The sequence below is a fragment of the Nitrosomonas sp. genome (genome assembly GCF_019635155.1).
GTDB lineage: Bacteria > Pseudomonadota > Gammaproteobacteria > Burkholderiales > Nitrosomonadaceae > Nitrosomonas.
Genome location: NZ_JAHBZY010000016.1, coordinates 31,660 through 55,734, shown reverse-complemented (window position 1 = coordinate 55,734; position 24,075 = coordinate 31,660). Strand labels below are relative to the sequence as shown.

The 24,075-nt window shown below is 46.6% G+C and carries 17 protein-coding genes and 1 tRNA gene; 10 read left to right on the top strand and 8 right to left on the bottom strand.

All coding sequences use genetic code 11. The annotated features are described in order from the left end of the window. Positions 1–138: 138 nt before the first annotated feature. The 4 genes from ilvA (at position 139) to KF839_RS11320 (ending at position 9,415) form a co-directional block, all read left to right on the top strand. A complete protein-coding gene (gene ilvA / locus KF839_RS11335) occupies positions 139–1,650 on the top strand; it encodes a threonine ammonia-lyase, biosynthetic (RefSeq protein ID WP_292917952.1) in 1,512 nt (503 codons plus the stop codon). A gap of 323 nt (positions 1,651–1,973) precedes the next feature. Next, the gene (locus tag KF839_RS11330; RefSeq protein WP_292917951.1) at positions 1,974–4,082 is read left to right on the top strand and encodes a methyl-accepting chemotaxis protein; all 2,109 of its coding nucleotides are present in this window, start codon (positions 1,974–1,976) and stop codon (positions 4,080–4,082) included. Between the two features lie 39 nt (positions 4,083–4,121). Beyond that, positions 4,122–8,690, top strand: a complete 4,569-nt coding sequence (locus KF839_RS11325; RefSeq protein WP_292917950.1) for a hybrid sensor histidine kinase/response regulator — start codon at positions 4,122–4,124, stop codon at positions 8,688–8,690. Between the two features lie 218 nt (positions 8,691–8,908). Beyond that, positions 8,909–9,415, top strand: a complete 507-nt coding sequence (locus KF839_RS11320) for a hypothetical protein (protein ID WP_292917949.1) — start codon at positions 8,909–8,911, stop codon at positions 9,413–9,415. Positions 9,416–10,474: 1,059 nt separating this feature from the next. Here the strand turns inward: KF839_RS11320 and KF839_RS11315 are convergent. Then, a tRNA-Leu gene (locus tag KF839_RS11315) sits at positions 10,475–10,561 on the bottom strand. Positions 10,562–10,673: 112 nt separating this feature from the next. On the opposite strand from KF839_RS11315, the gene queA reads away from it, so the two are divergent. From queA to KF839_RS11285, 6 genes are all read left to right on the top strand, one after another. After that, the gene (gene queA, locus KF839_RS11310; RefSeq protein WP_292917948.1) at positions 10,674–11,708 is read left to right on the top strand and encodes a tRNA preQ1(34) S-adenosylmethionine ribosyltransferase-isomerase QueA; all 1,035 of its coding nucleotides are present in this window, start codon (positions 10,674–10,676) and stop codon (positions 11,706–11,708) included. Further along, positions 11,705–12,790, top strand: a complete 1,086-nt coding sequence (tgt, locus tag KF839_RS11305; protein ID WP_292917947.1) for a tRNA guanosine(34) transglycosylase Tgt — start codon at positions 11,705–11,707, stop codon at positions 12,788–12,790. The genes queA and tgt overlap by 4 nt, the downstream gene beginning before the upstream one ends. A gap of 46 nt (positions 12,791–12,836) precedes the next feature. Then, positions 12,837–13,268 (top strand): preprotein translocase subunit YajC, encoded by a 432-nt coding sequence (gene yajC / locus KF839_RS11300; RefSeq protein WP_292917946.1) that lies wholly within the window; start codon positions 12,837–12,839, stop codon positions 13,266–13,268. A 79-nt stretch (positions 13,269–13,347) separates the two neighbouring features. After that, positions 13,348–15,402: a protein translocase subunit SecD gene (secD, locus tag KF839_RS11295; protein ID WP_292917945.1), complete on the top strand. Its 2,055-nt coding sequence runs from the start codon at positions 13,348–13,350 to the stop codon at positions 15,400–15,402. Between the two features lie 25 nt (positions 15,403–15,427). After that, entirely contained in the window at positions 15,428–16,366 is a 939-nt protein-coding gene (gene secF, locus KF839_RS11290) for a protein translocase subunit SecF (RefSeq protein ID WP_292917944.1), read from the top strand. 160 nt (positions 16,367–16,526) lie between these two features. Next, a complete protein-coding gene (locus tag KF839_RS11285; protein WP_292917943.1) occupies positions 16,527–17,060 on the top strand; it encodes a DedA family protein in 534 nt (177 codons plus the stop codon). Positions 17,061–17,287: 227 nt separating this feature from the next. On the opposite strand, the gene KF839_RS11280 is transcribed toward KF839_RS11285, so the two are convergent. The 7 genes from KF839_RS11280 to KF839_RS11250 form a co-directional block, all read right to left on the bottom strand. Continuing rightward, the gene (locus KF839_RS11280) at positions 17,288–17,872 is read right to left on the bottom strand and encodes a hypothetical protein (RefSeq protein ID WP_292917942.1); all 585 of its coding nucleotides are present in this window, start codon (positions 17,870–17,872) and stop codon (positions 17,288–17,290) included. A gap of 2 nt (positions 17,873–17,874) precedes the next feature. Continuing rightward, positions 17,875–18,495, bottom strand: coding sequence for a hypothetical protein (locus KF839_RS11275; protein WP_292917941.1), 621 nt, complete (start codon positions 18,493–18,495; stop codon positions 17,875–17,877). A gap of 208 nt (positions 18,496–18,703) precedes the next feature. Then, entirely contained in the window at positions 18,704–19,966 is a 1,263-nt protein-coding gene (locus KF839_RS11270) for a methane monooxygenase/ammonia monooxygenase subunit B (RefSeq protein WP_292916425.1), read from the bottom strand. After that, entirely contained in the window at positions 19,966–20,790 is an 825-nt protein-coding gene (locus KF839_RS11265) for a methane monooxygenase/ammonia monooxygenase subunit A (RefSeq protein ID WP_292916424.1), read from the bottom strand. The genes KF839_RS11270 and KF839_RS11265 overlap by 1 nt, the downstream gene beginning before the upstream one ends. A 167-nt stretch (positions 20,791–20,957) precedes the next feature. Beyond that, positions 20,958–21,767 carry a methane monooxygenase/ammonia monooxygenase subunit C gene (locus tag KF839_RS11260; RefSeq protein WP_292916423.1) on the bottom strand — a complete coding sequence of 270 codons (810 nt, stop codon included), beginning with the start codon at positions 21,765–21,767 and terminating at the stop codon, positions 20,958–20,960. Positions 21,768–22,068: 301 nt separating this feature from the next. Next, positions 22,069–22,428 carry a response regulator gene (locus KF839_RS11255; protein WP_416362365.1) on the bottom strand — a complete coding sequence of 120 codons (360 nt, stop codon included), beginning with the start codon at positions 22,426–22,428 and terminating at the stop codon, positions 22,069–22,071. Positions 22,429–22,613: 185 nt separating this feature from the next. Further along, a complete protein-coding gene (locus KF839_RS11250; RefSeq protein WP_292917939.1) occupies positions 22,614–24,071 on the bottom strand; it encodes a TrkH family potassium uptake protein in 1,458 nt (485 codons plus the stop codon). Positions 24,072–24,075: the final 4 nt, after the last annotated feature.

Sequence of the window (24,075 nt, the reverse complement as noted above, 5' to 3'; positions counted from 1 at the left end):
CCGGAAGAAGCTCGCACCCGGTTTCCAAGAATGTTAAAAATCCGATATCCATAACGAAACTCATGCCATCCCCGATCATGATAAAATTTTGTTTTTTATATCCAAACCAACTCTTCCCCGGCTTTATCCGCTTCCGTCATGAAAAACAATTACCTTGAGAGAATATTAACCGCACAGGTTTACGATGTCGCGATCGAAAGTCCATTGGAACATGTCGCCAATTTGTCAGGGCGTATCCACAACCAGGTATTGTTGAAACGGGAAGACTTGCAGCGAGTGTTCTCGTTCAAGTTGCGCGGCGCATATAACAAAATGATCAAGTTACCCCCCGCCATACGTAACCGCGGCGTGATCGCCGCTTCCGCGGGCAATCACGCACAAGGCGTCGCGCTGGCCGCCAAAAAATTGGATTGCTCCGCCACCATCGTAATGCCGGTCACTACGCCGCAAATCAAGGTGCAAGCGGTAATGGGTCATGGCGCCACGGTCGCGTTGCATGGCGATTCATATAACGATGCCTATGAGCATGCCATCCAACTGGCCGCAGAAGAACAAGCGACGTTTGTTCATCCATACGATGACCCGGATGTCATTGCCGGTCAGGGAACCATCGGCATGGAAATTTTGCGCCAGCATACCGGTGCGATTCATGCGATTTTCGTGCCGATCGGTGGTGGCGGGTTGATTGCCGGAATCGCGGCGTATGTAAAACGGTTGTATCCAAAAATCAAAATTATCGGCGTCGAGCCGGTTGATGCTGACGCCATGTACCGCTCGCTGCAAAGCGGGCGACGCGTCAAACTGGCACAAGTGGGGCTGTTTGCCGATGGTGTGGCGGTACGGCATGTCGGCAAGGAAACCTTCCGCTTATGCCGCGAACTGGTCGACGAAGTATTGCTAGTCGATACCGACGCGATTTGCGCGGCGATCAAGGATGTATTCGAAGATACCCGCACCATTCTGGAACCGTCCGGTGCCTTGTCGATCGCCGGTATCAAGGCGTATGTCGCGCGCGAAAAAATCCAACACAAAACGCTGATCGCGATCGCCTCCGGCGCCAATATGAATTTCGACCGGCTGCGCCATATATCCGAGCGCGCGGAAATCGGCGAGCAACGTGAAGCGGTAATGTCGGTCACAATCCCGGAACAACCGGGCAGTTTCAAAAAATTCTGCAACTTACTCGGCGCCAAAAGCATTACCGAATTCAATTACCGCTTCTCCGATCCGAGCGTGGCACATGTCTTCGTCGGTGTATCGGTACGGAATCAAGAAGAAACGCAGCAATTGATCAAGGAACTTAAACAAAGCGGCTTAGCCACCGAAGACATGAGCAACAACGAAATGGCCAAACTGCATATTCGTCACTTGGTCGGCGGACGGGCGCAAGCCGTGAAAAATGAAATTCTGTATCGCTTCGAGTTTCCCGATCGTCCTGGTGCGCTGATGAATTTCCTCAACAATATGAGCCACAACTGGAATATCAGCTTATTCCATTACCGTAACCACGGCGCTGATTACGGCCGGGTTCTAATCGGTATCCAAGTACCACCCGAAGAAAAAAACGACTTCCGGATGTTTCTCGATCAACTCGGTTACCGCTATTGGGATGAAACCAAGAATCCCGCGTATAAATTATTTCTCGGGTAACAACGGTTAGAGAAACACTGATTAATTCGCTGAGTAAGATGAAATGCTACGTGAATGAATCCGTGTTTCTTCAAATACTCCCGTTATGGAACGGATAACAAAACAGCAATACGCCGGTATTATCCTTCGTCACTCTCCATCCGCGTCGCATCGCACCGAACCACGCGCCTGACTCCAAAAAGACCTCATTTTACCGGTCTTATCTTGTCTTTAATCATCCCCTCCAACCGTTAAGCTATCGTCGCTTCCGGTAAAAACGGGCATCGAATGTCATTGATTAGCATACTTAACTGAGCAAGCCAGGCTGTGCTGTGGAGAGAACGATGGAAAACAATTTTTCTAAATTTGGGCTAGCAACCGGATTAGTTGCGATCGGTAAAAAACTACCGGCGATTACGCTTCCCACGAAGAAAAACGCTCCAAAAAGTCTCTTATCGCTCAATCATTATTGGCTGCTGGGCGGTATTGTCGTCATCCTCACCGTATCGCTGCTCATCCTGTTAATCATCGGCTTGCAGCAAGCCAGACATGCCGCCGCTCAACCGGAGCTCGTTTCACAATTAAAAATACAGCATTTGCAACTGGTAAAAGCGGTACATCAGGTGCAAACAGGCAGTGCTACCGCTTTTTCGCAACTGCAAAACCATCAACAACAACTCAACCAATCCGTCACTTTGTTAATAGCCGGTGGCGTAGACCGGAACGGCACAGACATTCCCGCTGCGAATGATCCCTTATCGCATAGCTTGGAAGCATTCCAGAAAAGCTGGCAGCAAGATGATCAAAGAATTCAATTGATTCTAAAACAACAAGAATCTCTGCTGAGACTCCATAACAGCATCAGAGCGGTACATATCACTTACAGACAATTGCGCCGGCGCAGCGAAGAAATCACCAGTCGCATGTTGCAAATCGGCAATCTGCCGCAAGAAGTACGTGCGATAGAAGCTATCAAAATGCATGTGCGCGACGTGGCTACGAATGTAAAAGCGATCATGCCGGTTGAGTTGACGTTGACGGAAATATCGAGACAATTGGCACGGGATCAAGCACAGATCTCAGCGCTCATGCAAGTGCTAAGCCAAGGTAGTAACGGACTGGGAACAGTTTCCGGTAAGGATGAAACCATTCAGGATTTGCTATCGCATCTTTATGCATCACTGCGTAAACTTGACGATCATCTGCGCATCATTCAACAAGACATACCGATAGCGGTAACCGTTCAGTCCGCAATCGACGAGATCGCCGATCATAGCAATACCATGCTGGACAAAACAGATGCGCTTGATAATGACATTCGCGCGCAAGTGACACACTCGGCTTCACTGTTTAACTGGTTGACAGTATTCTTAGCCGCATGTACCGGATTGGCATTAATCTTTTTTATCCGCGCCATCCGCCGCAACGCCCAATATCAAGATCTCTCCAGCAGAAATGAAATGGCAAAAACGCAAAAAGCCATGGTCAAACTTCTCGACGACATGAAAAAAATAGCGGATGGCGATCTGACCGTTCGCACCGATATCACCAACCAAACAACGGGGGCTATCGCGGACGCGATCAATTGCACGATCGAAGAACTGCATACGCTGGTGGAACAAGTGAATCAAGCCGGCATGCTGGTCGTGAAATCATCGAACCAAGCACAGCAAGTTTCTTCGGGGTTATTGGCTGCCGCTCAACAACAAACGGCTAAAATCGAGCAAACGACCATCGCGGTTCTGGGCATGACCGAATCAATCGGCGGGATTTCAGACATGGCTACTGAATCCGCCAAAGTTGCCAAGCAATCCTTGGCCGCCGCAGAAAAAGGCACATTGGCAGTGCGCGAATCGATCGCCGGGATGAATGAAATACGCACTTATATCCAGGATACTTCAAAACGGATTAAACGCTTAGGCGAAAGTTCGCAGGAAATCGGCGAAATCGTCGCATTAATCACCGATATCACCGATCAAACCAACGTGTTAGCTTTAAACGCCGCACTTCAGGCAACCGCCGCCGGCGAAGCCGGACAAGGCTTCACCGTGATCGCACAAGAAGTACAACGCTTAGCCGAACGATCCGCGGAAGCCAGCAAGCAAATCGGCGAATTGATCACCACCATCCAAGGCGACACTCAAGATGCCATTACCGCGATGGAAAGAAGTACGCTGGGCGTGGCTAAAGGAACGAAACGCTCCGATGCCGCCGGGCGGGCTTTGGAAGAAATCGAGAAAGTTTCAACGCAGCTCGCGCAGCTTGTTACCCATATTTTTGAAGTCACCAGCACGCAAACGCGAGCCGCACACAAGGTAGTTGCCAACATGGAAGAAATTCTTCATATTACCAGGCAAAACACTGAAGGAACCTTGAAAACCACCGGATCAATCAAGCAAATAACCGGCTTTGCATCCGAATTGAAAGCGTCGGTATCTAATTTTAAGGTGTAATGCGATGCTGATTTCAACAGGAATTGATGGTACTGAACAATGAGTGCTCAACCGAAACTAAATATTGCTTCAATCATCGGCATCAAAGATGGAATTTATCAAGTTTTCTCTTTGATGGATCAGAATCTGGAGGTATATAGCAAGCACCTTGACAACGACAATCTCATCAAGGATTGCCGCAATTATATCCATCAATTGGACGGACTACTGGAGATGCTGAATTTAACAAGCACGACCGTCGTCACCGAAAAAATGGAACAATTGGTCGATGCGCTTATTTTTAAGAAAATCGAGCCCAATCCGGCAATTTTCGATGCATTGAAACAATCCACCAAAGCATTGTTATTCTATTTGAACGAGCTGATTGACGGCGCTGAAGAGAACCCATTGCGGCTATTTCCGGCATATCGCGAATTAATGCAAGTTTACGGTTATCAAAATGCACCCGAGAGCGATCTATTTTTTCCAAAACTCGCCGGAAATCCGGCTCTAAAAGCCGAAGCAGCGCATATTGATGCTGCAACTGCCAAGCTATCCGTCAAGAAATTGGCTGCCGACTTTCAAGCAGGCTTGTTGAAATGGCTACGTGATCCTTCCAATCAGAGCGGCTTGCAACAAATGACCGCTGCGGTTGCCGCAATCGAGGAATTTCCAGGCACAGCCGAACAGCGATCATTTTGGTGGGTTACCGGCGGCTTTCTGGAAAGTCTGATGTCACTCGAAGCCGGTCAGATCGATCTGCCGGTCCGCCGCCTATGCGGCAAAATCGAACAAACGATCCGCCATTTGGCCGCAGATACACGCAGCGAAACCTCCGTGTTATTGCGTGAATTGCTGTATCACATCTCCCAAAGCGAATCGACGGGACAACGCACCAACGACATCAAGCAGTGCTATACCTGGCCCGGCCAAAACGCCAGTGATCACGCACGGACTTTTGAAGAATCTGAAGCTTTAAATCCGATCCTCGAAAGATTGCGTGACACGCTGATGCAAACCAACGATATCTGGCGTGAATTTTGTGCCGGACATGAGAACAGTTTGCCGCCACTGCTTGAATATATCGATTGGCTGGGACATCAAGCCGAGCAAACAAACTGTGCGCCATTGATCAAATTAATCGATGCCATTGGCAATACCGTAGCTTATCTGCACGCGCAACCGCAAGATATGAACGAAGAGCTGGCAATGGAAATGGCCACTGCGTTGTTGTTGATCGAAACCATCATCGACGATTTTGACAAGCTATCGCCTGACTTGCCGCACCAGGTAGATATTCTTACTTCACGCTTGATCGGAATCACTGCGGGCGATGTCACGACCAACGAATTGCCGTCAGCACCGACATTCAATGCAATCGCCAGCAAAACCCAGGAAATTGACATACAAACGCACGTCGCGCAGGAAATTCTGGCGAATCTGAATCAAATCGAAAGCATTCTGGACAAGTTCTTTTTCGAACCGTCCAAACGCTCGGAATTGTCTCTGCTTCCGGAATTTTTCAAGCAGATATCCGGCGCGCTCATCATGCTCAATCTGGAACGTGCCAATATCTTATTGAACCATTGTCAGAATTTGATCAATAAATTACTCGACCCGGAATATCAAATCATCGAAGCCGAGCAAATCTTGCTGGTCGATGGTTTAAGCAGCTTGAGCTTTTTTATCGAAGCGAGCAAAAGCGGACAACCCGATAGCTATCATATTATCGAAGAAGCGTTGGCATTATTCCGCCTCAAACCGGCGTCCATCAACTCGCCGTTGCCACCGGAAAATATCGCAACCGTCCCCGTCATTGCAGCAGAAACGGCCATTGCAACCGTCCAACAGCAGGATGTGCAAAGAGATTCGGAGTTACTCGCAATCTTCCTCGAAGAAGCGGATGAGGTGTTGGTTAACATCGCTCATGACTTGCAAAAGTGCCATGTCAACGTAACCGATCATGATACCTTGCGCGATTTACGGCGAGGGTTCCATACGCTCAAGGGCAGCGGCCGCATGGTCGGACTCGAAGAAATGAGCGAGATCGCCTGGAAAGTGGAGCAAGTATTAAATGATTGGTTACAGGCAAAAAAACTCGCTTCTCAGCCGCTCATTGATTTCATTAACCATGCGCACCAAGCTTATTCCGACTGGTGTCATGACTTGCGCCAACGAGGAACCGCCGAGGTTGACGCCGATGCTTTATTACTCGAGGCACAAGCGCTCCTCGCTGAATTGACCGCAACGCAACCATCACTTACGGAAACGGAAACACAAGCACCGGCTGTCCGCACCGCTGCCGTTGAGGATCGCGTTCAAGACAAGATTGAAGTCTCATCGGCAGAGCCGCCAGCAGCGCCGGAATTGGTTATTCCCGAAACTCCGGTTACCGAATCTTTCGAATCGATCAATCCGGAATTAATTCAGGTTTTCCTTGAAGAAACGCATGAATCCATCCCTCTAATCGGCGGCAAACTGCGTGCTTGGCGCATGTTACCGCAAGACGAGGATATTCATCGGGCAATGCTGCGATTGCTGCATACCCTGAAAGGCAGCGCCCGCATGGCGGGTGCTCTGCATCTTGGAGAATTGATCCATGCCATGGAAAGCCATGTCGAATCGGCTTTCCGTGAACACAATATTTCGGATGTTGTGTTAGATCAATTGGAAAATGAATTTGACGCAATCAGTGATCGGATCGAGCAACTTCAAAATCGTGGAATGGACACGATTGCTACAAATCAGCAGGTAGCACCGGTTATCATTTCCGAGTCTGTACCATCGCCTATCGATAAAATTGAATCGCTGCAATCGAAAACAATTGTCCGCATCAATTCCGAACTCATCGACCGGCTGGTAAATGACTCGGGCGAAGCCAGCATTTTGCGCTCCAAAGTAGAAGCGCAATTGAGCAGCTTCAAACAATCGTTGCAAGATCTGGCTGAAAGCACCCATCGTCTACACGATCAGTTGCGCGAGGTTGAGATTCAGGCGGAAACACAAATGCAAACGCATCTTGCGCAACAACAGGACAACGAACCATCGTTTGACCCGCTCGAATTCGATCGTTTTACCCGTTTCCAGGAATTGACGCGTATGATGGCGGAAAGCGTCGACGACATTATCGCCGCGCAAAAAAGTCTGCGGACAACCCATACCATCGCCGAAGAAGCGGTCGCTCAGCAAGCATCGGTCAATCACCAGTTGCAGCAGTCACTGCTGCAGATTCGCACAATTCCGTTCAATAATTACGCTGAACGATATTATCGTATTGCCCGGCAAGTTGCGGACGATATGGATAAAAAAGCGCAATTGGATATCCAGGGCATGGATGTTGAGATTGACCGTAATATCCTGGAAAAAATCAACCCGCCACTGGAGCACATGCTGCGCAACGCCATCGCACATGGTATCGAAGCACCGGCGGAACGGATAAAAGCCGGAAAACCGGAAGCAGGACAGGTGTCGATTCAATTGCGGCAAGAAAGTAACGAAGTCATCATCACTGTCAGCGACGATGGCCGCGGCCTTGACTTATCGCGCATCCGCGCCGAAGCGCAACGGCTTGGATTGGTTCAGGAAAATGAAGCTCTGGACGAGGATAAAATCATTGCATTAATCTTTAAGCAGGGACTTTCAACTACCGATACGGTAAACGACATCGCCGGTCGCGGCATCGGTCTGGACGTTGTCAAAAATGAAATTTCACTGCTGGGCGGAAGAATCAGCGTCAACTCCGTTCCCGGTCAAGGAACAACTTTTACCATACACTTGCCGCTCACTTTGTCCGTTACGCAAACTTTCATGGTAAGAGCCGGTAAACAAAACTATGCAATTCCAGCTTTCATCGTCGAACATCATCGCGAATTCGATCCGGAAATCTTGCGCAGGATTTACCAGCATCACGCCATCGAATTGAATGAAAAGAAATATCGATTCGCGCATCTGTCGCATCTGCTGGGAGAACCCAGCGCCCCTCCCGCCCTCGATCAATCAGGGCAAATATTGTTCCTGCATAGCGGCACGCAACACCTGGCCATACAAGTTGATGAACTGACCGGCAACAGTGAAATCATCGCCAAAAACATCGGTGATCAGCTTGCACAAGCACCCGGCGTGGAAGGCGCTACCATTACCGCGGACGGCGAAGTCATCCTGGTTCTGAATCCGGTCAAATTGCTGCAACGAAACGATGTGCAGCAGGTTTTCAATACACCCGTTGCCGAGCTTCTTAATGCCTCTCATAAAAAGCCGGTCAAAACACCCACAGTATTGGTGGTAGACGATTCATTAACCGTAAGAAAAGTGACATGCCGCCTACTGGAACGCGAAGGATGCGATGTTTTGATTGCCAAGAACGGTGCGGAAGCTGTCAGCATTTTGCAAGAAAACACCCCGGATGTTATGTTGGTCGATCTGGAAATGCCTAAAATGAACGGCTTTGAGCTCATCAAAAATGTCCGTGGCAATCCCAAAACAGCCGCTATTCCGGTCGTCATCATTTCATCCCGTACTGCGGAGAAACACCAGAAAATCGCTAAAGATTTAGGGGTTAACGTATTCCTTGGTAAGCCCTACAAGGAAGAGGAATTGCTCAATCACTTATCAGAATTTGTATCACACTGATTTTAAACTTGGCTTGAAAGTATGATATTCAGGATTGCTGGGGCCCTGGCAATTTTCTTTGCAGCACATGGCAATTACGCTGCGTCTACCGAAAAATTGGTCCACACTGACTATTCAAAAATCTTTAAAATCCCATGCGCTGGCTATGATCATTCAGATAATTGAAGCATGCGTAGCGACTCATAAGCCGATTCATATTAATCCAAGGAATTTATTTTATGAAAAAATATCTAGTATCAATCGTATCTGCCGCTTCTTTAGTCTTATCAGGCATGCAACCGGTACTGGCGGAACCGGTTGCTGTGCAAGGCAGTAGCATTTTTATCGTCGATAACAGCATCGCTGGTTCTCAAATAATCGTCAGAAATCTCATCGATGGCAAATTAGATGCCTGCTTAGCGAATGCCGGCCTGAATCAGCTCGCATTAAGCGACCATACCATCGCAACTGATATTCTTATCAAAAATGGCACCGCTATCATTACGACCTATAACGATACCAGTTTGGTGACCGACGTTAAATTAGTCGATGTCACGAATTGCCCGATTGTCAATACCATTGACCTCAGTGAATGCTATGCCGTTGTTGAGGATGACAGACTAACCATACCCTGTCTCAAATATGGCGCTAGCGTGATTTCCGTTATCATGAAACAACGCGGTCATTCAATGAATTACGAGTTTGACTCCTACACACCCAAAAAAGACCGTAAATACGACGATTAATTACATGAAATACCAGAATTAATTCTCAATAACTGGAATATGATTTTTTCGACATTCTCAGTCATGAGGTAGTCCAATGATTGTTTGTAACCGCTTTCATCCAGCTACCTCCATCCCCTTTATCACCGAATCACAATCCGATCCCCCGCTTAATCTTATTGATCATCGAAGCAAAAAATTTCCACTTGACAAATAAAGTAATCCACAGTTAGAGAAAGTGACAAATATCATTTCCGAATTTTCAAACAAAAATCGGAAAAAATATTCAACCATTTGATAAATAACATATAATTATGATGTTAAATAATTAATCAATCTAAGAAAAACCCTTAGAATATCGGTACATAATCGATCAAAACCGGTAACTATTCACAAAGTTATCCACAGATTTTGTGGATAATGAAAAAAATCTTATGTAAAATAATGCGATAACCGGATTCTTAATGGAAACTTTTACACGAGCACCATTTTCCCCTGAATAGCGTAATGTCATCGAGTTAAGCCGTCATCAAACTCTAATTTTGTTTCTTCAATTGACTTGTTAGCATGATGTGTTAGTCAATTTTATTTTTCGATACACTAGAATCCTGCTGAGATTTAGATGTATCTCATGCCAAAAAATCTATAGAAGCACCTGCTATTCACTAGGCGTAACTTTTTCGCTTTATCCAAACCACCGCTGCATTAAAGGTTTCTATCATCAATCAATATTTGATGTTTTTACGATATAAATCCACTTGTTACAGGATTTTATTAATTGAAAATTCAGAAAATATAGGAAAAGCACGACTGCAGAACAGGAAGATTCTTATAGACGGTCGATTACCCACCTTCCTTTGCTCGATAATCGTTTCAATTTTTCCTTGACCTTTATTCAAAAAATTCCCCGCAGAATTTGTAAAAAATTAAAAAATCTTAGATGAAATAGTATGATAACCGGTGCTGAAGGAAAATTTCTGCCTGATAGATTTTCAACTGAAATCATAAGGCAGCACCACCGAGCATGGCGGATATGCTGACTGATTAAAGGAGGATACGATATTCTTGAGTTGCTGCTACTGGTGCCGAGAGGGGGAATCGAACCCCCATGATGTCACCATCGCGGGATTTTGAGTCCCGTGCGTCTACCAATTCCGCCATCTCGGCCTGCGGTTGAACTGTCTGATTGAATCAACAGAAGGCGCAATTATCACTGAAAACCCGAACTACAGCAAGTTGCGCAAACGGAAAACCCGGTGCAACCGGTATAATAGGCCGCATGAAGACACAGGATTTCGATTTTTACCTGCCCGCCGAGCTGATTGCACAATTCCCCGCCGAGCATCGTACCAGCAGCCGTTTGCTGTATCTGGATAGTATCGCTCAACAATGTCAGGATACGTTTTTTTCAAGCTTACCGCAGCTTGTGCGTTCCGGGGACGTGATGGTGTTCAACGATACCCGGGTGATCAAAGCACGCTTGTTTGGAAAGAAAGATAGCGGCGGTAAAGTGGAAGTGCTGGTGGAGCGGATACTAAACGAACGCCACGTGCTGGCTGCGATTCGCGCCAGTCATGCACCCAAACCAGATTCCCGGTTGTTGCTGGCGGATGTGATACCGGCCACCGTGATCGAGCGTACGCAGGAATTTTACAAACTGCGGTTCGATCACGAGCTGCCAGTGCCAGAATTATTGCAACGTTACGGCCAGTTGCCGCTACCTCCGTACATTACCCGGTCAGCATTCAACTCGGATGAGATGCGCTATCAAACCGTTTATGCCAAACATGCCGGAGCCGTGGCGGCTCCGACTGCCGGATTACATTTTGATCAGGGCATGATGAATCAGCTGCAATCGCTCGGAGTAACGATTGCCTATGTCACATTGCATGTAGGCGCGGGTACATTTCAACCGGTGCGTGTTGAGCATATCGCCGAACACACCATGCACAGTGAAATTTACCATATCCCGCAATCCACGGTGGATGCGATTCGGAATGCCAAATCAATGGGTGGCCGGGTGCTGGCGGTCGGCACAACTTCACTACGTGCTTTGGAAGCTTGCGCATCGGCGCATCAGGGGCAATTAGCCGCAGGTTTGGATGAAACACAAATTTTCATTACCCCTGGTTACCGTTTTCAAGTGGTTGAACGGTTGCTCACCAATTTTCACTTACCGCGATCAACCTTGCTTATGCTGATATCCGCTTTTGCCGGCATGGAAAATATCCGAAACGCTTATCAACACGCTATTAATCAACGCTATCGTTTTTTCAGTTATGGAGACGCAATGCTGATCGAGAAAGAGTTATGATTTTTCAGTTACATAGCACGGATCATGGTGCCCGTCGCGGTACCCTGACATTGGCTCACGGTACTATTGAAACCCCCGTTTTCATGCCGGTAGGAACCTATGGCGCGGTTAAAGGCATGTCGCCCGCCGCACTACAAGCTATTCACGCGCAGATCATTCTGGGTAACACCTTTCATTTATGGTTGCGTCCGGGTCTCGAGGTTATCGAGGCGCACCTGGGATTGCACGGTTTCATGGGGTGGCAGCAACCGATTCTGACCGATTCCGGCGGATTTCAAGTCTTCAGCCTGGGCGATCTGCGAAAAATCACCGAAGAAGGCGTGCATTTCCAGTCGCCAGTGAATGGCGACCGTTGCTTCTTATCCCCGGAAGAATCGATGCGGATCCAGCGCACACTCAATTCCGATATCGTGATGATCTTTGACGAATGTACACCTTATCCGGCGGACGAAATAGCCGCACGCCTATCGATGGAGCTCAGTCTGCGCTGGGCGGAACGCTCCAAGCAAGCACATAGTGACAATTCCAATGCGCTATTCGGTATTGTGCAAGGCGGCATGTACGAACCGCTACGTGAGCAATCGCTCGCCGGTCTAATCAACATCGACTTTGACGGCTATGCCATCGGCGGATTATCGGTCGGTGAACCCAAAACCGATATGCAGCGCATTTTAAATCATACTGCACCGCTGTTGCCCGCTAATAAACCGCGTTATTTAATGGGCGTTGGCACGCCGCAAGACATCGTGCATGCAGTCGCACAAGGCATCGACATGTTTGATTGCGTGTTACCGACTCGCAATGCCCGTAATGGTTGGTTATACACGCGCCAAGGCATCCTCAAATTACGCAATAGTCAATATCGATTGGATACCTCACCGCCTGACGAGCAATGCGGTTGTTATACTTGCCGGCATTTTAGCCGTGCCTATCTGCATCATCTGCAACGCATCAACGAAATGCTCGGTGCTCATCTAAATACCATCCACAATTTATTTTATTATCAACAGCTCATGGCAGAAATCCGAACTGCAATTGAGAACAAACAATTTGAAGAATATGCACAAGAATTTCTGGCATAAGCGGTCATCATGCTAATATGTGCGCTTTTGGTATAAGGAGATTATGATGCTGATTAGTGACGCATTTGCCCAAGCTGCTGCAACAACACAGAATGAAGCCGGTTGGATAACGTTATTACCGATGGTCGGTATACTGGTTCTGTTCTATTTCCTGTTAATTCGCCCTCAAGCAAAACGGGCAAAAGAACATAAACAAATGGTCGAAGCACTGCAAAGAGGTGATGAAGTCATCACGAATGGCGGAATTCTAGGGCAAATTCTCAATGTCAGCGAATCCTATGTCATCATCGAAATAGCACCGGCCATTGAAATCACAGTTTTAAAATCTTCGGTACAAACCCTTTTACCCAAAGGAACGCTAAGAAGCGTTGAACCGAAAGGTAAAACACCCAAAGCCAAAGCAATCAAAGCAGATAATAATAAAGCTGAGCCGGTTGCAGAAATCCAGGACAGCAAATCCAACACCGAAAACAAATAATGAGCTTTGAAAAAGGCTACGCAATCCTTTAGTTTTCGCTTTATAACCATTTTACTTTTCTAATTTTCGACTGATACCCATGAACCGCTACGCACTTTGGCAATATCTGATTATTGCGGTTTCACTACTACTAGGCTTACTCTACACACTGCCGAATTTTTATGGTGAATCACCGGCTGTACAGATTTCGCCGTTACGCATTAGCGTCAGCACCGACACGACTCTGATGCAGCGTGTAGAAGATACTCTTAAACAAGCCAATCTTGAGACGGATGGAATCTATCTTGAAGAAGGCAGCGTCAAAGTACGCTTTGCCGATACCGACGTTCAAATCAAAGCAAAAGATTTATTGGAGTCAACACTTGGCAACGATTACATTATCGCATTGAATCTGTTGCCGAATTCTCCACAGTGGCTGACAAGTTTGGGAGCACTCCCCATGTACTTGGGACTGGATCTCCGTGGCGGTGTTCATTTCATGCTGGCAGTGGACATGGACGGCGCACTCGAGAAATCTCTCGATCGATACAGCGCCGATATTCGCAGCACATTGCGCGAAAAGAAAATTGCCTACGCCGGTTTAGAAAAACAAGCTAAAAAACTGATTATTAAATTCCGCGATGCCGAAACACGCGCTCAAGCGGAAGCCGAACTCAAAAACACTTTCTCCGATCTCGGGTTTAGTTATGAAGATATCGGCAACCGCAATCATTTGGTAGCGACTATTAGTCCGGAAGCACAGTTGCGTATGCAAGATGCCGCGGTTTTACAAAACATCACGACGCTACGTAATCGTGTCAATGAACTGGGGGTCGCGGAGCCTATTATCCAGAAAGCCGGTTCGGATCGGGTTATTGTTCAATTACCGGGCGTACAAGATACCGCTAAGGCAAAGGAGATTCTCGGACGAACCGCTACATTGGAAGTTCGTATGGTTGATGACGAGCACGATCTGGATGCTGCAATACGCGGAAAAGCGCCATTTGGTACCGAATTATACGAAGAGCGCGGTGGTATACCGATACTTGTTAAAAAGCAAGTCCTATTGACCGGTGAACGTATCACGGATGCACAGCCTGGTTTCGATAAAGATAACCAACCCGCCGTGCATATTAACCTGGATAACAACGGTTCGCGAATTTTCAAACAGTTGACACGGGATAATGTCGGCAGAAGAATGGCGATACTTCTGATCGAAAAAAATCAAGCCGAAGTTGTCACAGCACCTGTCATTCGGGAAGAAATCGGCGGCGGGCGCGTTCAAATCAGCGGCCGCATGACCAGTATGGAAGCTCGAGATGTCGCATTGTTATTGCGTGCCGGAGCACTAGCCGCGCCGATGGATATCATCGAAGAACGCACGGTTGGACCAAGCCTGGGTGCTGATAATATCGCCCGTGGTTTTAATTCAACACTCTATGGTTTCATCGCTGTTGCGATTTTTATAGCCGTTTACTACACGGCTTTTGGCGTAATCTCCGTGCTTGCTCTTGGTCTTAATCTATTGCTTCTGGTCGGTTTATTATCCATTATGCAAGCTACGTTGACGCTTCCCGGCATGGCTGCACTTGCATTAACAGTCGGCATGGCGATTGATGCAAACGTGCTGATCAATGAAAGAATTCGCGATGAATTGCGGGCAGGATTATCTCCGCAACTTGCAATTCATGCCGGCTATGAACGTGCTTTCGGTACGATTCTAGATTCCAACATCACCACGTTGATTGCGGGTATCGCTCTGTTTGCTTTCGGCTCAGGTCCGGTCAAAGGATTTGCAGTGGTGCTTTGTTTAGGTATCTTAACTTCTGTATTCACAGCAATTTTTGTATCACGCGGCATGGTCAATCTGATGTATGGAAGTAAGCGCAAGCTGGACTATGTGCCAATCGGAAAAATCTGGATACCTAAAGGACAAACGAATCATGAAGTGATTTCACCGGATGAAAGGAATGAGAAAAGACCAAAGATTCCGAAATCAACCGAAGAGTCTGGAAAATCTGATGTTAATGTACCGTCTGAAATCCCAAGCGACGCAAGTGATACCAACAGGTCAGCTGTCCAATCCGGCGGTAAATCCACCACTAGAACAAAAAACAAACGAAAACCTGCGGAAAGTAAACAAACCCAATCGTAGTTAATCGGCATTTAAGGAAGTTACAATGGAAATATTTAGATTTAATCGCGATATCCCCTTCATGCGTTGGAGGAAAGCGGGGGCTGTTATTTCAATCACAACATTTATTCTTTCCGTTTTCTTTATTTCCACAAAGGGACTGAATCTCGGTGTCGATTTTACGGGTGGCACTGTGCTTGAAGTTGGCTATACCGAAACAGCCGATCTCCAGCAAATTAGAAATGTACTGACGGATCTAGAAATGCCTGATGCCAGTGTACAAAACTTCGGCACCTCGCGCGATGTGTTGATACGCTTACCGATTCGATCTGAAATTTCCAGTGCGCAATTATCTGAAACAGTGCTTGCCGCACTTAAACAAGCGGATAGCACTGTTGAAATGCGCCGTGTTGAGTTTGTCGGTCCTCAAGTTGGACAGGAGTTGCTTGAAAATGGCGCACTTGCACTTTTATTCGTTTCGCTCGGAATTGTTGCCTACCTGGCTATGCGATTTGAGTGGAAATTTGGTGTAGCAGGCATCATCGCCAACTTGCATGATGTCGTTATCATTATCGGATTCTTTGCATACTTTCAGTGGGAATTTTCCCTTACAGTACTAGCCGCAGTCCTTGCGATCCTAGGTTATTCAGTAAATGAATCGGTCGTTATTTTTGATCGTATTCGTGAAAATTTTAGAAAATTGCGTAGAGCATCAATTTCGCAAGTAATTGATAACGCTATCACACTAACAATGTCTCGAACAATCATTACGCATGGCAGTACACAAATGGTGGTGATTGCGATGTTATTATTTGGCGGCGAAGTTCTGTATTATTTTGCACTAGCCCTTACAATCGGTATTCTGTTTGGTATTTATTCCTCAATCATGGTAGGTAGTTCCATTCTGATGCTTCTGGGTGTGAAACGCGAAGACTTAGTCAAATTGGAAAAGAAACCGCTTGAGAATGATGGGGCTGTTGTTTAGAGATCCCTGTCATGTTTCTAGAATTGCTGATAGCTTCAACCGTTCGTATCCTAATTAGAGCTTATTATTCCAAGGAGTTTTGAGAGGCTTGATAACCGACATCATTACATGGATTGTCAGTACTGTCAGCAGTTTAGGATATGCAGGAATTTTTATTCTGATGTTGATTGAATCCAGCTTCATTCCTTTTCCAAGTGAAATTATCATGATTCCGGCTGGTTATCTTGCTTCGAAAGGTGAGATGAACATGGTTGCCGTTATCTTCTGCGGAATTTCAGGTAGCTTGTTTGGCGCACTCATTAATTACTATTTAGCGATTCGCTTAGGCCGACCTTTGCTCTTGCAATATGGTAAATACGTCATGTTCAAAGAACATCATTTGCTGCAAATGGAAAGCTTCTTTGCACGGCACGGGCATATATCGACATTTACAGGGCGGCTGATACCTATGATTCGGCAGTATATTTCTATTCCAGCCGGTTTGGCCAGAATGAAATTGCCTATTTTTAGTTTTTATACCAGCCTGGGTGCCGGTATTTGGGTAACCATTCTTGCATTATTAGGTTATTTCATCGGTGAAAATGAAGCGCTGATAAAGGAATATCTGCGGGACATAATTATAGGATTAATCGTCTGTTGTGTAATTGGCATTACAATTTATATTGTTTTTCAACGACGACGCAATAATATCTAATTCTCAGATGACAACGTCGGAAGCACGGTACGAAACCTTTGCACGGTGTCATGAGCGGTACAAGAATAAGGCAAAAATTTGCGAAAAAGCGGAGTTTACACGGGGTAAATGAGCATTTTTCGCAAATTTTTAACGCAATTACCGTGCCGCATAGTAATAACCGTGCAAAGGTTTCGGTACGTTAATCACCACGCATACTGTGCTTCAGCTAGAGGAATGCGATTTACCTAAGCAGGACTGGCTCCATCGGGATTATTTTTGCGTCTCATAAAGAAGAAAGCAACACCGGCAAGCACCAGCACTATCGGTGCAATGATTACTATTTTAGATGTCGGCCGTCCTTCCCCCACCGAGAACGGAAATCGCGATACATACTCTTGCGGTCCGCCTGTCACCGTCACCAACCCTACAAACTTTCCTTTCTCCGGAAACGTATGGTCTATCGTGATGGAAGCCGTCGGATATACCTTGGGCGGTATATGAAATACCGTGATCTCATCCAGATTCGCTTCCGAGCCCGTGTCACGAATTATCCGGACTTCGGTCGTTAACGGTCTCAGTTCTTCTTGTATATAATCCAGCGCTATTACTGTTTTGCCAATCTCCGGTATGTCTTCGCAAAACTCTTCTTCTTGCGATAATGGCTGGTAGCCCGTAAAGTGCATCCGGTAAGGACCTATTGTCAATATGCACATGTCATCCGCTAACGCCAATCCACCATGCGCTTGTACTTGGGATGTAAACATGACAGTTACCGCCACTATGGCCATTATTACTATTTGCTTTATTGTCGCAATTCTTTCTACTAACATCGCTAGGATTCCCCGTCTTTAGTTTGTTTGTTGATTGATGTTTTTTCTGCGTCGACTGCCGATGACTTTTCTCCTTCATCGCCTTTTTCAGTTCTCTTCGAGCCTCGTGATGCCATCCAATCCCTGAATCGTCTTGACCGGATGAGTTTATACCCAAGTATGGCAGTCAGCAATAGGCCAATCAGCGGTCCTATCGTCGCTCTAAATACATCCGCATAATTGATCATTTCAACGCGTAGATGATATTCATAGTGCAGTGGCGGCACACCTTCAGCAGTTACTTGTATGAGGTATTTACCTTGTTCCAGCGCCTTCTGCATGCTGATAACTCCATCCTGATATACCGCCGGGCGCAGATCTGTGACGGTTTCGCCCCCCTCTACTTTGTCGCCCTTGATCATCTTTATTCCGATCGGCATTTCTCTCAGTGCCGGGTCTACCAAGTCTATAACCAAGATTGTGTTACCCGCTTTAGGTATATCCGTGCAGTAATGCCCTTCTTCATCTTCCTGGGGTTGATAAGCGCTCAAATGAATCATGTTTTCGCCTATCCGGCGCATACAATTATCATCTTCCATAGCAACCTTGCCATGTGCGCCAGCTGTGCTTGTATAAAGTGTCATAACAAGCATAAAGGCCGCAGTCCCTGCGCATACTATTTGCCTGACCACGACAAATCCTCCCTTCGAGTTAGTGCCTCTATTTTTGCCAGTTCTTTTGTCTGCATTCTTTGTTGCACCTTAAGTTTTCTTTATTCTCTACCCATATAAAAAAACCGGTACACCGGCTGTCTTGCGACAGTGGTGTACCGGTGTTTAGACTCGCTCTATCTTATAGCTTGGTAAAGACTGGAATTACTGCGCCAGCAATACTGTTAATATAACGATTGCCTTCGTCATCCCATGTCATTAACAAACCACCAAAGCGGCTTTCCGGGTCACCCAACAGCGCCATCAAACGTTGTACTTCCCACAACGCGTCTTTGGCTTCCATTTTAACTTCACGGGTTTCTCCTGGTTCAATCCCTCTGTCATCATCCATCGTCAAACCGGTCGCTACCAGTTCGCGTGGATAGTCAGGATCCAGATATTTACGTCCCAAGTCGTTTACAAAACGAACACCCGCTGTCGTGAACTCTCCAATGTTAACGGTCGAGTCACCATTGTTGGTGATTTCCATCGTCACACGCAGTGCGCGTCCAGGTACGTCGTAGTTAGCATGCGTTACCTTGATCGCTACCGGATTCGGTGCGATTGGCATCGGTTCTACCTTCGATTCACCCGCTTGGATCGGAACTGTGTATGGATGAACGCTCTCGGTATAACGATAACCGCCCCATACCAGCGCACAGGTCAGAATCGCGACTGCCATACCTACTTTACGATCCATTGGATCCAACAGCAGTTCGTCACCGTATGCTAACAGTACCCGGCTACGTGGCAGGAACATCGGACGTGCTACATAGTAGCCAATCCAGAAACAGCCTAAGCCTAACCATACCAAGTGCCAGAACACGCCATTGCTGAAGTTGAATGTCTCCAGATCAATGGTTTTGCCTGTCAGAGTGGTTACCGGATTGGTGAAGTCATCCCAGTTGCCTGAAATGTTCATCCAAGATGCCGGTCCTGCAATCGGGCCCGCTTCTTTTACGTTTACCATCGCGTGCATATGATGGCGTCCTGGAATCCTCGCTTTCAGTCTGACTTCAAATTCATAGTCGCGACCAATTTGCAACGGTCCAGAAATAAACGTCGGTTCACCGTTCAGCTTGGTGCTCAAACGTACAAACACCGGGCTCGGACTACCAATGTTGAAGAATGCGCGTTCCGGTTTACCTACCGCACGTGGCCAATCTTCCGCCAAGTGAAATTTACCGGTGATCGTCGCAATGTCGTTCACTTTGGTGACTTTCGGTTGCCATTTCAGATCGTACCATTGAATCGTACGCATACGAAGAAACGGTTCTTGCGAACGTTCACCATGTGCCGCCGCTGTCTTAACATCTATCGTCAGCGTCAGCGCCAGTGAGGCCGCTCCAATCGCCGCTCCATACAGGCCCAATACGCCCAGCTTAAATATGCTTCTTATATTCATTATCTAATCCCCTGTGCAAAGCCTTTTTCACCAAACGCTGTTACGTCATTCTTCATAGAAATACGTCCTCTTTCTCCTTTAACATAGAAGAAAGCGGTGCAGTAGATCTTGCCAAAGTACCACCATACGCAGTACATCAACATCGATACAAACGCTGAGAAGAATGCCGCAATTACCGTCGTGTGACCACCAAAGGTACGCAGTGAGCCTTGTTCAATCAGGCGTACATATTCCGGTGTTCCGGTACGTACATATAAGAAGCCTGTGTAGTCAGCTACTGATAACAGTACGCCTTCTACTACCAGCGGTAAGTGGGTCGGTCCAAAAATCGGCCAGTTGCCAGGATAGAAGAATAATCCCCAGAATCCACCACCCACCAGTGCCGTGATCAGCCAGTTACCTGTCAATAACAGAACGGTATCCAGCATCAATGCGCCAGGTATCATCGTTGATGGCAGTACGAAGTTCAACGGGTAGTGTGACCACCAGTAGAAACCCCAGTAACGGGTCAGCCATTCGCCTACCAATAAACATACGATACACAGTGTCGCACCGTACGATAAACGATAGTTTACCCACAAATAGTATTGCAGTGCCGCACAATACATAACACCTACAATCGGTGTTACTACCGGCCACCATTGACGGTCTTTCCAATCAAGCCAGAAGTCCCAGTCACCTGCCAACAGCATGAAGTGCATGTGGAATGTACCTACCAACAAAATACACAGAATCGGAAAATATATCGCGTCGATATATCTGGACATCCTGATCGCTTCCGGCGGCATCTTTGCCGCTGCTAAAATTTCGTCTGTTCTACTCACTAGACCCTCCCTTCTTCATTTCGTGTGATATTAAATATGAAAACCTTCGACGATCCCTTTACTTCCTCTTTTATCGTCAACCTTCAGTACGTTTCCATAACTTTTAGTGCCTTAACTTCTTCTACCATGCCCGTATCCTATACAGGCATGGCTATCCCGCTCAGAAATTAAGGAACAATGCGATTGTTCAGAATCTCTCTGCTTGAACCATTCCAGGTTACGTCGGTCAGGTTAGAGTAACGGGTGATGATTTGCGCTGCAATACCGCCCGAGAATAAACCTGCCCAGCCCAGAATCACAAATCCCCAGTGCAATGGCGCGCTAAACAGCTCTTCCATGAACCAGAATGCATGACCCCATTCGTTCAAACCTACGTTCGGCAGAATCATCAATGGGCCAGCAATCGCCATTACCAACGGGAACGATGTGCCGCGGCTGTACAGTGGCAGACGGGTCATCGCGTACAGGTATGAAGCAACGCCGCATACAATGTACATCGGGAATGAGCCGTAAAACACCACTACGTGACTTGGCGTGAAGCTCGTGTCACGAATAATCACTTGGTGCCAGCTTGCATCTTGCTCGGTGAAGAAGCTGCCGCCCCAGTAAACACCAAACAAATACACACCCAGCCACATCATCCAGTAGAAATAACGTTTCATTTCCAGTTTGGTGTCCAGGTTGTCCAATTGTTCTTTGGTGTCACGGGTCTTCAATATCCAACCCCAGGTTACCAACGCAAACAACGGCATCAGGGTCATGTGCACTCGCCACAGTCCCATCCACACTTTGTCAAATTCCGGTTCCATTGAGTCCATCCCGTGCGAATACGCAAAGGTCCTTTGGTACCAAATCCAAAATATCGCTACCAGAAGCATGGTCGCCATGCCCAGTTTGTAGTACTTGGAATCGTACCACAGCGACATGTCATAGCTCGCGCTCGACGCGCCACTCGTTGTGCCATACGTTGTTGCCATCTCTATACCTCCTATCTGTTAATCAAAACTACTTCTCTTTTCTTCTACTACTTCTAATACTAATTAATTAGTACTGCTTATAATTCGGCAGCTACATTAGAATCTCTTCCGTCCCTAATTTCGCTACGCCTCTCAGGCTAGTCGACCTTGGGGTCCAAAGTCAAGTCATTTGTCATAAAATCACCTTCCCCAAAAAATGGACTTATGTTGAAAGTAGCCTGTTTATACTTTTAAAACATAAATTAATCGCATATTTCCAACGTCGGTTCTAATAATTTGGATGAACCTAAGAACATGCAAACTAACTCTGCCGTAAAGTATGGGTACGTATTATGCTCAATAAACCCTCTGCAGTAAATGGTTTAGTCAAATATCCATCCGAACCTGCCAGCCTGCCCCGAGCCTTATCAAATAAACCATCTTTACTGGAAAGCATGATTACAGGAATCGATTGGTAGATTGGATTTTTCTTAATTAACATGCATGCCTGATACCCGTCTAATCGCGGCATTGTTATATCAACAAAAATAATATCGGGTTGATTATCTACAATTTTCGACATTGCCACGAAACCATCCTCGGCCAAAATGACATCACACCCCAAAGGCCGCAAAAAAAGCTCAGTGCTTTTCCGAATTGTATTACTGTCGTCGATTACCATGACCTTAATGCCTTTTAAGACATCGGTATTGTCCACTCAAACTCCCTATTACTAATCTAATGAAATATTTAAAAGATAGCTTTTCTTACGCGCCCTAACTAATTTTTGGAGCATTTCTCTCATGAAAATGAGTCAGCGGACCTACAATTCTGCAAGCAAAATGTTTCGATTACAAAAAACAAACGCTATTTTCTCCAGAATGCAGGAATGAATATTGCCAACACGGTAAAAAACTCCAATCGACCCAATAACATGGCAAAACTACAAATCCAAATCTGAAAATCGGACAGCGATGCATAAGTTGATGCTGGTCCAATGCTTCCAAGGCCGGGACCTAGATTATTAAGGCAAGCAACCGCTGCGGAAAAGGAAGTAATTACATCCAATCCACTCAGCGTCAGTATCAGTGTCATTACAACTACGCTAGTGGCATACACGAACAAAAACACCAACACTGCGAGAATCACTCGATTCGCTAACAGGCTCCGACCTAATTTTGCCGGAATCACCGCATTGGGGTGCATGATCGTAATAATTTCGCGATACACTTGCTGGTACAAAATCCGTGCCCGTATCATCTTGATACCCCCCCCCGTTGAACCGGAAGAAGTACAGAAGCCCGATAAAAACAACATCCATAACGGAATAAATATAGGCCAAAGACTATAGTCGGTATTGCTATAACCGGTCGTTGTCGCTACCGAAACGATATTGAAAGCAGCATAGCGGAATGCGGATAATGGTTCTGGATAAACCCCGGTAAACCACAAATAGAAAGCCAGCCCCAAGCAACTGATCAAAATAATCATCAGGTACCAGCCTACTTCGGAATCATAGCGATAGGGAATTAGGCTTTTTGCTCGCCAAGCAAGAAAATGTGTTGCAAAATTAATCCCGGCAATCAGCATAAAAAAAATTGCAACCGCTTCAATCACTGGAGAATTCCAGTAACCGTAGCTTGCATCGTGCGACGAGAAACCTCCCAATCCTAATGTTGTAAAAGCATGCATCACAGCATCAAACCATTCCATACCAGCCCATTTATAAGCAACGATGCAAGTCAGTGTCAAACAGGCATAAATAGACCACAATCCCTTAGCCGTTTCGGCAATACGCGGAGTCAGCTTATTTTCCTTCATTGGCCCAGGAATCTCGGCATTTAACAGCTGACGTCCCCCCACTCCCAGTAGCGGCAAGATTGCGACTGCCAAAACGATTAATCCCATTCCCCCAAGCCAAACGATTTCTCCACGCCATAAATTGACAGATGGTGGTAATTTGTCCAATCCGGACAAAACAGTACCGCCTGTCGCAGTTAAGCCTGAAACCGCCTCAAAATAGGCCATACTGAGATTCAGGTCCGGTAAATAAAACAGGAATGGCAGCATCGCAAAGGCCGGCAGCACCGACCACACCAGCACAACCAGCAAGAAACCGTCACGGGTCTGCAATTCGCGTTTGAATCGACGTGTAAGCAGCCACATCATCAAACCGCAACCAAGCGTAATTAAAATCGATTGTTCGAAAACAAACGCTGCGCCATCATCTCCCCATAGCGCCAGACAAAGTGGAATTAACATCGTCAATCCGAACACCAACACCATTTTGCCGAGTACGTTAACAACAACAAACAGTCGAAACATGGAT

Excerpts from the sequence above, each read along its gene's own strand:
- ilvA (WP_292917952.1), top strand. The coding sequence starts at position 139 with ATGAAAAACAATTACCTTGAGAGAATATTAACCGCACAGGTTTACGAT.
- KF839_RS11330 (WP_292917951.1), top strand. The coding sequence starts at position 1,974 with ATGGAAAACAATTTTTCTAAATTTGGGCTAGCAACCGGATTAGTTGCG.
- KF839_RS11325 (WP_292917950.1), top strand. The coding sequence starts at position 4,122 with ATGAGTGCTCAACCGAAACTAAATATTGCTTCAATCATCGGCATCAAA.
- KF839_RS11320 (WP_292917949.1), top strand. The coding sequence starts at position 8,909 with ATGAAAAAATATCTAGTATCAATCGTATCTGCCGCTTCTTTAGTCTTA.
- queA (WP_292917948.1), top strand. The coding sequence starts at position 10,674 with ATGAAGACACAGGATTTCGATTTTTACCTGCCCGCCGAGCTGATTGCA.
- tgt (WP_292917947.1), top strand. The coding sequence starts at position 11,705 with ATGATTTTTCAGTTACATAGCACGGATCATGGTGCCCGTCGCGGTACC.
- yajC (WP_292917946.1), top strand. The coding sequence starts at position 12,837 with ATGCTGATTAGTGACGCATTTGCCCAAGCTGCTGCAACAACACAGAAT.
- secD (WP_292917945.1), top strand. The coding sequence starts at position 13,348 with ATGAACCGCTACGCACTTTGGCAATATCTGATTATTGCGGTTTCACTA.
- secF (WP_292917944.1), top strand. The coding sequence starts at position 15,428 with ATGGAAATATTTAGATTTAATCGCGATATCCCCTTCATGCGTTGGAGG.
- KF839_RS11285 (WP_292917943.1), top strand. The coding sequence starts at position 16,527 with ATGTTGATTGAATCCAGCTTCATTCCTTTTCCAAGTGAAATTATCATG.
- KF839_RS11280 (WP_292917942.1), bottom strand. The coding sequence starts at position 17,872 with ATGTTAGTAGAAAGAATTGCGACAATAAAGCAAATAGTAATAATGGCC.
- KF839_RS11275 (WP_292917941.1), bottom strand. The coding sequence starts at position 18,495 with ATGACACTTTATACAAGCACAGCTGGCGCACATGGCAAGGTTGCTATG.
- KF839_RS11270 (WP_292916425.1), bottom strand. The coding sequence starts at position 19,966 with ATGAATATAAGAAGCATATTTAAGCTGGGCGTATTGGGCCTGTATGGA.
- KF839_RS11260 (WP_292916423.1), bottom strand. The coding sequence starts at position 21,767 with ATGGCAACAACGTATGGCACAACGAGTGGCGCGTCGAGCGCGAGCTAT.
- KF839_RS11255 (WP_416362365.1), bottom strand. The coding sequence starts at position 22,428 with ATGGTAATCGACGACAGTAATACAATTCGGAAAAGCACTGAGCTTTTT.
- KF839_RS11250 (WP_292917939.1), bottom strand. The coding sequence starts at position 24,071 with ATGTTTCGACTGTTTGTTGTTGTTAACGTACTCGGCAAAATGGTGTTG.